Here is a 13,831-nt window from a genome sequence, read left to right on the forward strand (position 1 = left end):
TTAGGCTGCGCCGAGAATCAGGCCGCTGGTGGGTACGCCGGTGCCGGCGGTGACCAGCACGTTCTGCACATCCGCCACCTGGTTGACCGCCGTGCCACGCACCTGGCGAACCGCTTCGGCGATGCCGTTCATGCCGTGGATGTAGGCTTCGCCCAATTGCCCGCCATGGGTGTTGATCGGCAGTTTGCCGCCACGGGCGTGGTGCCCGGCGCGGATGAATTCCTTGGCTTCACCGCGCTTGGCGAAACCGAACTCTTCCAGCTGCGGCAATACGAACGGGGTGAAATGGTCGTAGATCACGGCGGTCTGGAAAGACTCCGGGCCCAGGCCTGACTGGCGATACAGCTCGCGGGCGACCACGCCCATTTCCGGCAGCCCGGTAATGTCGTCGCGGTAGAACGAGGTCATGCTCTGCTGGCCGTGGCTGATACCCTGGGAACCGGCCTTGATGGTCACCGGTTTCTGCCGAAGGTCACGGGCGCGCTCGGCCGAGGTGATGACCATCGCCACGGCGCCATCGGATTCCTGGCAGCAATCGAGCAGGTGCAGCGGTTCGCAGATCCAGCGCGAGGCCTGGTGTTCTTCCAGGGTGATCGGCTTGCCGTGGAAAAACGCCTGGGGGTTGGTGGCGGCAAAATCCCGCGCCGCCACTGCGATCCGGCCGAAGTCTTCGCTGGTGGCGCCATAGGTGTGCATGTAGCGCTGGGCAAACATGCCGACCCAGGCTGCCGGCGTATGGAAGCCGTGGGGCATGTACCAGCCGTAGTTGACGTTGTCGAAGGTTGGCGCAGAAGCGAAGCCGTAGTTACCGGTACCGAAGCGATACCAGGAGCGTTCGTTCATGGCGCGATACACCACCACCACTTTCGCCATCCCGGTCGCCACTGCCATGGCCGCGTGCATCACCGGCCCGCAAGCCGCGCCGCCACCGTGGGGTACTTGCGAGAAAAACTTCACGTCCTTGCAACCGAGCAAACGGGCAATTTCGTATTCCGGGACCTTGTCCACGGAATAGGAACTGAAACCCTCGACCTCGCTCGGGTCGATGCCGGCGTCCTTGAGAGCACTCAAGGTGGCCTCCAGGGCCAGGCGCAATTCGGTGCGTCCGGAGTTCTTGGAAAATTCGGTTGCGCCTAGACCAACGATCGCGGCACGCCCGGAAATCGATGAATCAGTCATCTGTGTCTCTCCGGCTGTCAGGGCAGGACCAGCGCGACCGTGCCGGTCACGTGGTTGCCCATGGAATTTTTGCCGCTCAAGGTGATGTCCACCGAGCGGGTGTGCGCATCGACGCCGGTGACGCTGCCGCTGAAGGTCATGCAGTCGCCGGGGTAGTTCGGTGCGCCGAGCTTGATTTTCAGCGCGGTGAATTGCGCCAGCGGTCCGGCCCACTGCTCGATGAACCGCTGCACCAACCCGTTGGTGGTGAGGATGTTCATGAACACGTGGGGCGAACCCAAGGCACGGGCCGCTTCTGCGTCGTGGTGGCCGGGGAAGTAATCACGGGTGGCAATCGCGCCGCCGTTGATCAGGGTCACCGTGATTGGGACGGCAAGCTCCGGCAGTACTTCGCCGGGGCGCACGTCTTCAAAGCGCTTGGTGTTCTTCGAGGTCATATTTCCATCCCAGCTTGTCGTTATCGTTGAGCCAGTCGCCCAGGCGCTCCAGGTTTGCTGCCGAACCCCCCAGGGCAAGACACAGGCCACGGCTCCAGTAGAGAAAACGGTGGATCGGGTACGTCAGGTCGACGCCGATGCCGCCATGCACGTGTTGCGCGACATGGCCAATGCGGTGCCCCGCTTCACAGGCCATCCACGCGGTGGCCAGGGCTTCGGAAGGCGCCAGCAAGCCGGCATCGATGCGGTAGGCCAGTTGCCACAGCACCGTGCGCAAGGCTTCGACGGCGATATGGGTGTCGGCCATGCTCATCTGCACGGCCTGAAAGCTGCCGATGCTGCGCTCGAACTGCCGGCGCTCGCTGACATAGGCCACGGTGCGGCGGATCTGCTCTTCGCTGACCCCCAGTTGCAGGGCAGCCAGCGCCGCCACGCTGCGCAGTTCCAGCCAGGCAACGGCCTCGGCCGGCAGCAGCGCTGCGCCGCTCACGGTCAAGCCCTCGATATGCAGGTCGGCCACCGCTTCGCCGTGGGTCAATACCGCCGACACCCGTTGGATTTCGGGCGCTGCCAGGTCCAACAGCAGCAAGCGCGGTTGGCCGTCGACCTGCGCCAATACCAGTGCAGCCTGGGCTTGATCACCCAGGGACAGGGCCGCGACCCGGCCATTGACCGACCAGCCCCCCTCAGTCGCCTGCGCCTGCAACTCAATGCCCAGCGCACTGCTCAACGCATCGACGGACAGGCTCAACAGCGCCTCGCCGGACGCCGCCTTGGCGACCCATCCCGCACTGTCGCTGGCGTCAAAACGAGCCAGGGTCGCGGCCGCCAGTTGATGGCGCCACAACGGCACCTGGGCCAGGGCCTTGCCTTGAGCCTGCAACACCAGCATCAGCTCGGTCATGCCCAAACCGCTGCCACCGTGTTCTTCGGGGATGGCCAGGGCCTGCAGCCCGGTCTCGATGCAGAGCTTCCACAGCGGCGCCATCATCGGTTCGCCGCTGGTGTCCCATTGGCGCATGTAGTCGTCATGGCAATGGTCGACAAACAGGCTGTCGGCCATTTGCGCAATGGCGCGCTGGTCTTCACTTAATTCGAAATCCATGGTGAATGGCTCCTAGGCGTCTACCGGCCGGAACAAAGGCAGCGTCAACTGGTCATCGAAGGTCTGGAACTCGACCTGCAAGCGCTGGCCGATCTGCAGTTGCTCGCGCTCGATACCGACCAGGCCGGCAATCAGGCGCACGCCCTCCTCCAGCTCGATCAGGCCGATCGGGTTGGGGTAATCGAACGGCGGCACTTCGGGGTAGTGCATCACCACGAACGAGTACAGGCTGGCGCGGCCGCTGGCCTGCAAGGTGTCCCAGTCGAAGCTGTGGCACTGGATGCATACCGGCGCCGGTGGATGGCGCAGGGTCTGGCACGCGGTGCAGCGCTGGATCAGCAATTGGCCCTTCTCGCAGCCTTCCCAGAAGAACCGGGTGTCGTCGCTGATGCCCGGCAGCGGGCGCTTGGCCTTGACCGGTGCCGCCTCGACCTTGGCAGGTGCCTGGGCATTCGCCGCGCGGAACTTGAAGACGCGAAACAGCAATTGGCCGACCGGCTCGTCTCCGCCGGCTTTTTCGACAAAGTGGCTCATGACCAGGGTGACGAAGAAACCAGTGCCCAGGGCGGTGGTTTTTTCATCGCCAACCGAGTCCAGGCGCGTGGTGTAGTAGAGCTTTTCGCCCAGGCGCACCGGGCGGGTGAAACTCAGCTCGGAGTTCACCGCCACGGTGGAGGCATAGCCGTAGGCTTCCATTTCCTTGAGCACCTCGTAAGGGTTCTCGTCGGTGGAGCCAGGTGGATAGTTGTTGGCGTGCAGGCCTTCCATGGTCCACACCTGCAACATCGCAGGCGGAGCGATCAGGCCCTCATGGACGGTGCCCAAGGCAAAACCCGCGTCGGTGTATAGCGGGTTGTCCACGCCCATGACTTCGCACCACTGGCGAATCATCGGGGCATTGACCTCGTCCCAGGCATACACGCGGCCGTACTCGCGCCCCACCAGGGCGCGCACATTGGATAGCAATTGTGGATCAGCCAAAGTCGTCTCCTTCACATTGAAGGCGGCCACCGAACCCGGTCGCCGCAATAGGTCGATCAGGTGGGCAGAACCTGCGCGGCATCGAGAAATGCCGGGCGTTCACCACCGCCATGCAGCAACAGGTTGCAACCGCTGGCGTAACTGGCCAGCGGCGATGCGATGTAGAGACAGGCGTTGGCGATGTCTTCGGCCACCGCCATGCGCGCGGCCGGAATGCCGGCCGCGACGGCGGCGATACCGGCCTCGGAGCCGTAGTGCAGGTGCGACTGCTCGGTCTGTACCAGCCCCGGGCTGACCGTGACCACCCGCACCTTGGGCCCCCACTCCACCGCCAGCGATTGCACCAGCGCCAGCACCCCGGCCTTGGCCGCGCCGTAAGCGGCGGTGCCTGGCGAGGAACGCAGCGCACTGATGCTGCCGATAAAGACGATGCAACCGCCCTGCACCTGGGCCTGCATCAGCCGGTTGGCGTGCTGGGCGACGTTGAGCGGCGCGATCAGGTTCAGACCGATGATGCTTTCATGAAACCTGGGCGACGCCGTGGCTGCGTCGGCGGAAGGGCTGCCGCCGGCGTTGTTGACCACCACGTCGAGGCGCCCGAAGTCGCGCTCGATGGTGGCGAACAGGCGTTGCAGGGAATCGTGGTCCCGCACATCCGCGGCGATGAAGGTCGCGCGCTTGCCACCCTGCGCCGGCACCTGTTCAGGTTCGCGCCGGGCACAGACGATCACCCGTGCGTTCGCGGCCAGGAACCCCAGCGCAATACCGGCGCCGATGCCCTTGGTGCCACCGGTGACCAGCACCACCTTGCCGCTGTAATCAAGACCCGAATGCAGCTCCATCATGTGCTCCTTTTCTACTGACAAGGGTCACTCTAGGGACGAACCGCAGGCCAAACTACGTCTGAACGGACGATGAAAATTCAACCGCCTGAACAGGACACTGGTGGCCATTTACACGTTGTCAGGTCTTCGAGAATGCTCATGTCCGACTCATCCGCTGCACCGGTTCTGCTCGAACGCCCACTGCCCGGCGTGGCCCTGCTGCGGCTCAACCGCCCGCAGGCGACCAACGCCTTGAGCCTGGAATTGCAGGCGCTGCTGTCGCGTTATTTCAGTGAACTTGCGATCGACCCCGAGGTGCGTTGCATCGTGCTGACCGGCGGTGACAAGGTGTTCGCCGCCGGTGGCGACATCAACAGCATGGCCGGGGTCGGCGCCATCGATATCTACAAGCGCCACACCGAACGGGTCTGGGGGCCGATCCAGCACTGCCCGAAACCGGTGATTGCGGCAATTTGCGGTTATGCCTATGGCGGCGGCTGTGAGCTGGCAATGCATGCCGACCTGATTGTCGCCGGCCGCAGCGCGCGCTTCTGCCAACCGGAAATCCGCATCGGCATCATGCCCGGCATCGGTGGCACCCAGCGGCTGGTGCGCGCGGTGGGCAAGGTCAAGGCAATGCGCATGGCGCTCACCGGCCAGCCGATCAGCGCCGAGGAAGCCTGGGTCGCCGGACTGATCAGTGACCTGGTCGACGATGACCAGGTACAAGCCCACGCCCTGGAGCTGGCGCGTGTCATCGCCGCCATGCCGGCCCTGGCCGCCGAGCAGATCAAGGAAGTGATCCTGGCGGGCATGGACGCGCCACTGGAAGCAGGCCTGGCGCTGGAGCGCAAGGCCAATGCATTGTTGTTCGCCTCACGGGATCAGAAGGAAGGCATGCAGGCGTTTATCGAGAAACGCCCGGCGCAGTTTGAGGGGTATTAACATCTCCCGAACGAAAACGTTGATCTCCTATTCAACCCGATCAATCCGATCCAACGCCCGGTTCACCGCCAGTTCGCCCAGCATAATGACCTGGGCAATCCCCAACAGGGCGTTGCGACTCGTCCCTTCCATATGATCCGCCAGATCCAGCGCCATGACATTGGCCGAAGCCAGCGACTCACAGGCGTGGGCCAGCAGGGTTTCGGTATCGAGTTCCGGGTTGACGATGAACATGGTGCAAAGCTTGCGCGGAGTGGACCGGATGTCGGCGGCAGAGGGAATGCGTTCGGAGGGTGGGTGGGAATTGTTGGAGTCGATGGTTTCTGAGGGCGTTGCCGGATCGGTGTCCGGCGGGTTTGGTGTCTGCTTGATCATGAATACTTCCCTTAATTAGCTGGGCCGCACCATCTCGCTACTACACGAAAGGGTGGCAGCTGTGCGCAAGTTAGTAGACCGGCAAGGGAAAGCAAAAACCGGCGCGCCCGAGGACGCCATGCGCACAGCTGCCATCAAGTGCAGGCGGATACCTGACTGATGATGCTCATGCGACCGCTTTAACCTTGGCCGGGCTACTAAACCCGATCACTGACCATCAGTGACGCGAATCAAGTTACCGAGCAGCCCCTGGGCGCACAAGCCGGCGGATTCTGGCTTAACCGTAGGCAACGACGCAAGGTGCTGTGGCCTTCGGGAAGTGACGTGAAGGCTTTCTTACAAACACTCGGAAGCGTCCTACACATCCATCAGAAACGCCCTATTTCCACCTCGACCGACTTCGTAAAAGCTTGCGAGCGTTTGCACGCTGCGGTCTGTCTTTGTGACCGCGTTATCGTTCTTCGCCGGCAAGCCTGGCTCCTACAGGGCGGGGCGCGGTGGAATGGGGTGGCAACGGCCGCTAGATACTCATCACCATCTGCCCGCTATCAATGCGCAACTCGACACCATTGATCGCCCGGGCTTCATCGCTCGCCAGGAACAGCACGCTGGCCGCCACGTCCTCGGGCCGGCACATGCGGTTCATCGGGTCGCTGTCGATGGTCATGCGGTCGGGGTCGACGCCTGCGGGGAGGCTGCCACGGGTCATGTCGGTGAGCACGCCATCCGGGTGCAGCGTGTTGCAGCGGATGCGGTATCTGCGCCGCCGGCAAAGCGCCGCCACCGAACGCGACAATGCCGCCACCGCGCCCTTGGAGGCGCTGTAAGCCAGGTAATCGTCACGCCCGGCCAGGGCCGCGACGGACGATAGGTTGATGATCGAACCACCGCTGCCCTTCATCAACGCGATGCCTTCGCGACAGCCCAGAAACACACTGTCGGCATTCACCCGCATCACCTGTTGCCACGCCTGCAGACTGGTCTCTTCAATCGAGCCGGCGATCAGGATGCCGGCATTGTTGACCAGGATATCCAGACGCCCGTAGCGCTCGCGCACATGGTCGATGACCTGGCGCCACGCGTCTTCACTGCTGACGTCGTGGCGGATAAAGGCTGCAGCCGGCCCGATTTCAGCCGCCAGGGCCTGGCCTGCCTCGACGTCCAGGTCGCTGATCAGCACCTGGGCCCCTTCGGCCGCCAGCACCCGCACGCTGGCAGCGCCGATCCCCTTGGCGCCGCCGGTGACCAGCGCGACTTTGCCGTGAACCCGGCCGTTCTTGTTGTTTTGATTGAGCGTCATCATGTCATCTCATGTGCGTGGGTCGTTTCGAATTGCTGGCCGTGCGGGCGCGCGACGGCGGCACCGGCACGACGACCGGAGAACACGCAGTCGGCCAGGGACAGGCCGCTGATGTACAAATGCGAAGGTATGCCCAGGGCGCTGCGTCCGGCTGCGTACAAACCCGCTATGGCTTGCCCCTGCTGGTCCAGCACTGCGCCGCTGCGTTCATCCACGCGCAAGCCGCCCAGGGTCAGGGCGCCCAGGGGGAATACCGGATTGGTCACCGAGATATCGCAGGCATAAAAAGGCCCCTGTTCCAGCACCTGGCGTCCGCCCTCGGACTTGCCGAACGGCTCCGGCGCCTCGCCACGGGCGGCTGCGTTGGCAGCCAGCACCGAGGCACGCAGTACGGCAGGGTCCATGGCCGTCGCATTGGCCAATTCGCTCAGGCTCTTGCCCTTGCGCACCTTGAACAGCATCAGCACCAGGGCGGGCAAGCTTTGAAACCACCAATAGCCGCCAAACAGTGCCTCACGGATGGCTTTCTTGCGCAACGGCGCATCCAGCACCAGCCAGGCTTTGCCGCCCTGCTCTTCCATCAAGGGTTGGCCCAGGGTGGCGCCATAGACTTCTTCGTTGCAGAAACGCCGGCCTTCGCGATTGACGACGATGCCCTTGTGCCAACTGTACGGCGGGTTGATAAAGCGCCAGGCCGAAACACGCTCCAGTGCAGCGCCTTGACCACCGACGCTGGTCCCCAGGCGCAGGCCGCTGCCGTCACAGCCTGTGGCACCGACTTTGAAGTTACGCTCGAATTTCGGCGCGTGCCGTTTGATCAGTTCGCGATTGAAAATGAAACCGCCGGTACTGAGGATGACGCCGTTGCGGGCGTGCACCAGCCGTGGCCGGGCGAAGTCCCGTTCGAGCTGGCCGATGCGCTGGCGCAGCTTCTTGCAGTAACCCGCGGCGAAGTTCTGTAAACGTTCGGCGCGAGCGGCCAGGCGCGCATGCAACTGCGCTTGCGGGGTGCCGGGCGTCATGCACCACATCTCGGCACCCACCACCCGCCCCTGCGCATCAACCACCAGGCGTTTGGCTGCCGCTTGCAGCAATGGCCGGGCCCCGGCGCGCAGGCACGCGTCCTTGAGATGTGCATACAGCACCGCGCCGCACTGGCCTTTGCCCACGGTGCGATGACCCCGTGGTGCCGGTGGCAGCGGTCCGCCATGCTGCGGGACCAGTTCGTTGCCGGAGTAATAGAGAAAGTAGCCGTCAGGCGGGTACGAAGTCTTGCCGCCCGGCGGCATCTGGTGGCCATAGGGCGCACCGTGGCTTTCCAGCCAGTCGAGGTTGCTGACGCTGTCGGCGCAGAAGCGCCGCAGGGTGTCGTCGCTGACCACGTTTTGGGTTTCATGCTTGAGGTAGTCAAACATGGCTTCGGGCGTGTCGCTGAACCCTGCCGCCTGCTGATGGCGGGTACCGCCACCGGCGTAGACCACCCCGCCACTCTTGGCACTGGCACCGCCACCGGTGAATCGGTCGGCAATCAGGACATCGGCACCCTGGGCGCGGGCCTCCAGCGCCGAGCAGGCCCCGGCCGCGCCCCACCCGATAATCAATACATCGCAGTGCTCGTCCCACAGCAACGCGCTGCTGTCGGCGACCTGCAAAGGTGTCTGGATCGGCGTGCAGAAACTGTCATCGAACGTCGCCATACACCCTCCTATCGCTGGCTGGCCAAGTGGTTGGCGGCGACATAAGCAAAGGTCATCGCCGGCCCCAGTGTGCCGCCCGCGCCTGGATAGCTGGTGCCCATCACCGACGCCGAGCAGTTGCCGATCGCGTACAGGCCAGCGATGGCGGCGCCGTCTTCGCGGACCACTTGCGCATGTTCGTTGGTCAGCAGGCCGCCCTTGGTGCCGATGTCCCCGGCATCAAGACGCATGGCGTAGTACGCGCCTTTGCGCAATGGCGCCAGGCACGGGTTGGGCTTGATATTGCTGTCGCCGTAATAACGGTCGAATACGTTGCCGCCGCGCCCGAAGTCCGGATCCGTGCCCGTGCGCGCATACTCGTTGACCTTGACCACGGTGGCTTCGAGACCGGCGGCATCGACGCCGATCTGCTTGGCCAGCCCGGCCAGGGTGTCGTCCTTCCAGTACAGGGTGTTCAGCCATTCCTTGCGCAAGCGGCTGTCGGGCATGATCTGGCCTGGCATCAACGGCCCCATCGCGTAGTTGAAACGGAAATGGCCATCGAAAATCACCCAGGCCGGCACCGACTTGCCACCCGTGAGCCCGTTGTCGCGGTACATCGCATCGACGAACTCCAGATACGGCGCGGCCTCGTTGACGAAGCGCCGGCCCAGGCTGTTGACCACGATGGCGCCGGGGAACGCGCGCTCGGCGAAGATCCCCCGGGGTTTTTCCTCGCCCGGTACGGCGATCGTCGGCGCCCACCAGGCCCAATCCATCAATGCGGTGGCCGCCCCCTGAGCCAGCCCGGCCTCCAGCGCGGCACCGGTGTTGTTGCCCGGCGGTGTCGCACTCCAGGCCATGCGGGTCGGTTGCGGCAAGTATTTTTCACGCAGGGCCTGGTTCTGTTCAAAACCACCGGACGCCAGGATCACCCCGTGACGCGCGTGCAGTTGCACCTCGGCACCGTTGCGCCGCACGCTGACGCCGCTGACCCGGCCGTCCTTGGTGAGCAAGCCGGCAAAATCGGTGTTGAGCCAGAGCGGCACGTTGCGGTCCATCAGCGAGCGCCGCAGCGACGCCACCAGCGAGCTGCCCAGGGACGCCCGGCGGTCGATCTTGCTTTTGCGGCGCCATTTGAAATCGAGTTTGTAACGCAGCATCAGGCCCATGATCAGCAGGCGCCAGCCAAAACCACGCGCCATGACCTTGTGCGCATCCCGGGCGGTCCAGGCGATGCAGCCCATGAGCAAGGTCGACGGCGAAGGTTTACGCAGGTTGTCCAGTTCGTCGCCCAACAGGCTGGTATCGAAGAACTCCGGATCCAGGGTTCTGCCGCCGGGCAGCGCGCCCGGCAGGTGCGGGTAATAGTCGGGGTATTTGGCGGCCACCGCGTAGCGGACCCGACTGGTCTGGGCAAGCTCTTCGATCATCTTCGGCGCATTGTCCAGGTAGGTGCGCAGCCGGGTTTCATCGACATGTTCGCCCGCCGCGGCTTGCAGATAACGCAAGGCTGTTGCGTAAGTGTCATTGCCGTTCAGCTTGGCGAAATAGTGGTTGTTGGGGATCCAGATACCGCCGCCGGAGATCGCCGAGGTGCCGCCGTACTTGTCGCTTTTTTCCACGATCAGCACACTGAAGCCGTGATCGGCGAGGAACACCGCCGACGTCATTGCACCTGCACCCGAACCAACGACAATCACATCGTAGTGGGTCTGAGACTGAACTTGAGCCGTCATTGTTGTTATGCCATTAGCTGAGGTCAGAGATAACCGCCGACGACGCTGTGGGAGCGCTGGCGGAGTGCATCCCATGATCGGGGCTGCACTGGCCGGGCTCATCGTCAAAGCGGACTAGGAAGCCGGCCCGATGCCGGTTGCTCATGAAAGCGGCGAACAACCGGCCGAAAGGGCCAGGCAAGCGCTGTCAGAGGACGGCGCGTCTGGCGGCCCAGGGACGATCCTGCTCCAGTTGACTGGCCAGGCGCAGCAGACCGTCTTCACCTCCCAGGCGGGCGGTGAACATCATGCCCACCGGCAGGCCGCTATCACTCTGGCCCAACGGCAGCGAGATGGCCGGTTGGCCGCTGACGTTGGCCAGCACGGTGAAGCCGGCGCTGCCCATGGCGTGATGGGCATAGCTGTCCCAGGATTGATCCAGCGTCAGCAGGCCCAGTTGCGGTGTCAGGTTGGCGGTGACCGGCGACAGGATCACGTCGAAGCGTTCGAACGGCTGCTCCATGGTTGCGCCAATACTTTCGAACGACTGACGGGCGCGATACAGGGCTTCACCCGTGGTGGCCTGGGCGCGTTCCAGGTTGACCAGGGTGATTTTCTCCAGGTCCTGCGCCGTGGCGGCCCGCCCCAGCACTTGTTCGCGGTCGTGAATCGCGGTGCGCAATGCGGTGCCGATCACCGCGCCATGCGCACCGAACAGCTGACGTGGATCGATGTTCAGCGTCAGCTCTTCGACTTCATGTCCCAGTCCCAGCAATTGCTTGATGGTCTGCTCCAGCGTGGCGGCAATCGCCGGCTCCAACGCCGCGCCGGTCAATGACTGGCGAACCACGGCGACCCGCAACTTGCCCGGCTCGCGCTGCAACTCTTCTACATAGGGCCGTACCAGCGGCGGGATCCAGTAGGCACTGCCCGCTTCATGGCCCTGGCCGGCATCGAGAAACAGCGCGGTATCGCGCACCGTGCGCGAGACCACATTGCCGACGCTGGCGCCAAACCAGCCCTCGAAATGCGCCGGCCCACTCGGCGTGCGATAACGGCTGGGCTTGAGCCCCACCAGGCCGCAATACGAGGCAGGAATGCGGATCGAGCCGCCGCCGTCGGTGGCATGGGCCACAGGCACGATCCCGGCGGCCACGGCCGCTGCCGCGCCGCCGGAGGAACCACCCGCGCTCATGGCCAGGTTCCACGGGTTGCACGTCTGCCCCCACAGCTTCGATTCAGTGGTGGTGGTCAAGCCGAACTCGGGACAGGTCGTCTTGCCGAAGGGCACGGCGCCAGCTTGCTCGTAACGGCTGATCAGGGTGCTGGTCCGGGCCGCTGGCGGGGCGTCCTTGAACAACCGGCAACCATTGCTGGTCGAGGTGCCTTCCAGGTAGGTATTGAGGTCTTTGATCAACACCGGCACGCCGGCCAGCCCCCCTTGGGTTTGAGTACCGGCGGCACGGCGTTGGGCTAACAGTGTGCGGGCGTAGGCTTCGTGCAGCATGTTCACGGCCTTGACCCTGGGATTCACCGCCTGGCAGCGAGCCAGCGCCGCCGCCAGCAGGTCTTCGGGCTGCAGCTCGCCGCTGCGAATGGCCTGACCCATGGCCCAGGCGTCCAGCCCCTGGTAGTCACTGGCCGACAGACCCGCCGCACGGGCATCGGCAAAACGTCCCAGCAAGCCGATCCCCGCGACCAGGGCGCCCGCCTTGAGCACACTGCGCCGCGGCCAGCCGGTCGGCGGCTCGTTGGACAAGGTGGTTGTCGAGGCAGTCATCGGTTGGTGTTCGTTGGTTTTCATAGCGATTGTCGCGCCCTGTCGATTATTGTTATGCGGTCACGTTGGCCAGCATGGCCGCCAGAAAGTGTTCGCCATACGGCGGCAAGAGCCCCCACTCGCGACGCGGGTCATGCTCCGGCGCCTTGAACACCGTGCGCTGGTGGCTGAACTCGAGAAATCCTTCGTGACCATGGTAATGGCCCATGCCCGAGGCGCCGACTCCGCCAAACGGCGCATCGTGCATCGCCGCGTGCATCATCACATCGTTGACGGTCACCCCGCCGGACACGGTGCGCTCCAGCACATAGCGCTGCTGCTCGGGGTCTTTGCCGAAGTAATACAGCGCCAGCGGGCGGGGACGACCATTGATGTCGTCAATGACCTGATCGAGGTGTTCATAGGTGAGCACGACCATGGCGGGACCGAAAATTTCTTCACCCATGATCACGCTGTCCGGCGCCGGGTCGACCACCACGCGCAGGGGCCGGCGCCGGTCCTCGGCATTCGGCGCCAGGGGTTCGGGCAGGCACTCGACACGTGCGCCGCGGGCCTGGGCGTCCAGCACGTAACCTTCGACCCGGTCCAGGTGCCGCTGGTTGACCACCGCCACCACGTCCGGGTTGCCGGCCACCGCAGGATTGAGTTCGCTGTAAGTGGCGCGCAGGGCTTCAAGGAAGGGTTCCAGCAGCGCCTTGGGCACGTACACCAGATCCGGACTGATGCAGATTTGCCCGCCATTGCAGGCTTTCCCTACGGCGATGCTGAAGGCGGCTTTTTTCAGGTCGGCGCTGGCGGAGACGATGACCGGCGACTTGCCGCCCAGCTCCAGCGTCACCGGCACCAGGTTCAGTGCGGCGTTGCGCATGACCAGCCGCCCCGTCGCGGTACTGCCGGTGTACACCAGGTGGTCAAACGGTTGGGCGCTGAAGGCTTCGGCCAGCTCCACGTCGCCGGTGACGACGCCGATCTCCAGCGGGTCGAGGTGTTCCGCGAACAGCTGCGCCACCAACTCGGCCGTCCGTGGAACCACGTCCGACGGCTTGAGGATGGCCCGGTTGCCCGCGGCCAGCACCGAGGCCAAGGGGCTGAACAGGGTAAACAAAGGCGCGTTCCAGGTACCGAGAATGCCCACCGTGCCCTTGGGCTGGTGCATCACCCACGCCTTGGCGCCGAGCTGATCGTAGGGCGCAAAAGGCGCACGTGGATCATCCTGCATCCAGTCCTGCAGATGGTCGCGCGCATATTTGAGCGAGGCCAGGGCGCCCAGCACGTCATTCATCAACGAGAAACCGGCAGGCCGACCGCCGAAATCCAGGTCGATCGCCTCGGTCAACACGCCATGGTGGCGCACCAACAGATCGATGACTTGCTGGAGTCGGCGTCGGCGGGTGTCGGCGCTCACCGCACCGGCGCTGGCGAATGCGCTTTTTTGCCGGGATAACAGACTGGTGAGTCCTTGGACGGATGATATGACTGAACTCATTCGTGTCCCCTTGCTGGTACTGGCC

Annotated in this window: 12 protein-coding genes; 1 reads left to right on the forward strand and 11 read right to left on the reverse strand. The window is 64.2% G+C overall.

The annotated features are described in order from the left end of the window. From ELQ88_RS20755 to ELQ88_RS20775, 5 genes are read right to left on the reverse strand one after another with little or no spacing between them, the layout of a single operon-like run. Entirely contained in the window at positions 1-1,179 is a 1,179-nt protein-coding gene (locus ELQ88_RS20755; RefSeq protein WP_064677291.1) for a lipid-transfer protein, read from the reverse strand. Positions 1,180-1,196: 17 nt separating this feature from the next. Then, positions 1,197-1,616: a MaoC family dehydratase gene (locus ELQ88_RS20760; protein ID WP_128872439.1), complete on the reverse strand. Its 420-nt coding sequence runs from the start codon at positions 1,614-1,616 to the stop codon at positions 1,197-1,199. After that, on the reverse strand, positions 1,588-2,721 hold the full coding sequence (locus tag ELQ88_RS20765) for an acyl-CoA dehydrogenase family protein (protein ID WP_138967437.1): 1,134 nt from the start codon (positions 2,719-2,721) through the stop codon (positions 1,588-1,590). The genes ELQ88_RS20760 and ELQ88_RS20765 overlap by 29 nt, the downstream gene beginning before the upstream one ends. A 12-nt stretch (positions 2,722-2,733) precedes the next feature. After that, positions 2,734-3,702, reverse strand: a complete 969-nt coding sequence (locus ELQ88_RS20770) for an OB-fold domain-containing protein (RefSeq protein WP_138967439.1) — start codon at positions 3,700-3,702, stop codon at positions 2,734-2,736. 56 nt (positions 3,703-3,758) lie between these two features. Further along, the gene (locus ELQ88_RS20775) at positions 3,759-4,544 is read right to left on the reverse strand and encodes an SDR family oxidoreductase (RefSeq protein ID WP_138967441.1); all 786 of its coding nucleotides are present in this window, start codon (positions 4,542-4,544) and stop codon (positions 3,759-3,761) included. Positions 4,545-4,685: 141 nt separating this feature from the next. On the opposite strand from ELQ88_RS20775, the gene ELQ88_RS20780 reads away from it, so the two are divergent. Continuing rightward, complete coding sequence (locus ELQ88_RS20780; protein WP_138967443.1) at positions 4,686-5,471, forward strand: enoyl-CoA hydratase; 786 nt, start codon at positions 4,686-4,688, stop codon at positions 5,469-5,471. A gap of 27 nt (positions 5,472-5,498) precedes the next feature. Here the strand turns inward: ELQ88_RS20780 and ELQ88_RS20785 are convergent, their stop codons facing one another. The 6 genes from ELQ88_RS20785 to ELQ88_RS20810 all read right to left on the reverse strand — a co-directional run bounded on the left by ELQ88_RS20785 (position 5,499) and on the right by ELQ88_RS20810 (position 13,806). Next, on the reverse strand, positions 5,499-5,846 hold the full coding sequence (locus tag ELQ88_RS20785; RefSeq protein ID WP_138967445.1) for a DUF6124 family protein: 348 nt from the start codon (positions 5,844-5,846) through the stop codon (positions 5,499-5,501). A gap of 520 nt (positions 5,847-6,366) precedes the next feature. After that, positions 6,367-7,149 carry an SDR family oxidoreductase gene (locus tag ELQ88_RS20790; RefSeq protein WP_138967447.1) on the reverse strand — a complete coding sequence of 261 codons (783 nt, stop codon included), beginning with the start codon at positions 7,147-7,149 and terminating at the stop codon, positions 6,367-6,369. Next, positions 7,146-8,843, reverse strand: a complete 1,698-nt coding sequence (locus ELQ88_RS20795; protein ID WP_138967449.1) for an FAD-binding protein — start codon at positions 8,841-8,843, stop codon at positions 7,146-7,148. Before ELQ88_RS20795 ends, ELQ88_RS20790 begins: the two co-directional genes overlap by 4 nt. 8 nt (positions 8,844-8,851) lie before the next feature. After that, entirely contained in the window at positions 8,852-10,561 is a 1,710-nt protein-coding gene (locus ELQ88_RS20800; RefSeq protein ID WP_138967451.1) for an FAD-binding protein, read from the reverse strand. 187 nt (positions 10,562-10,748) lie between these two features. After that, the gene (locus tag ELQ88_RS20805) at positions 10,749-12,320 is read right to left on the reverse strand and encodes an amidase family protein (protein WP_228761543.1); all 1,572 of its coding nucleotides are present in this window, start codon (positions 12,318-12,320) and stop codon (positions 10,749-10,751) included. A 52-nt stretch (positions 12,321-12,372) separates the two neighbouring features. Then, positions 12,373-13,806 (reverse strand): coniferyl aldehyde dehydrogenase, encoded by a 1,434-nt coding sequence (locus ELQ88_RS20810; RefSeq protein WP_138967455.1) that lies wholly within the window; start codon positions 13,804-13,806, stop codon positions 12,373-12,375. Positions 13,807-13,831 lie beyond the last annotated feature (25 nt).

Source organism: Pseudomonas sp. MPC6 (assembly GCF_006094435.1).
Taxonomy (GTDB): Bacteria; Pseudomonadota; Gammaproteobacteria; order Pseudomonadales; family Pseudomonadaceae; genus Aquipseudomonas.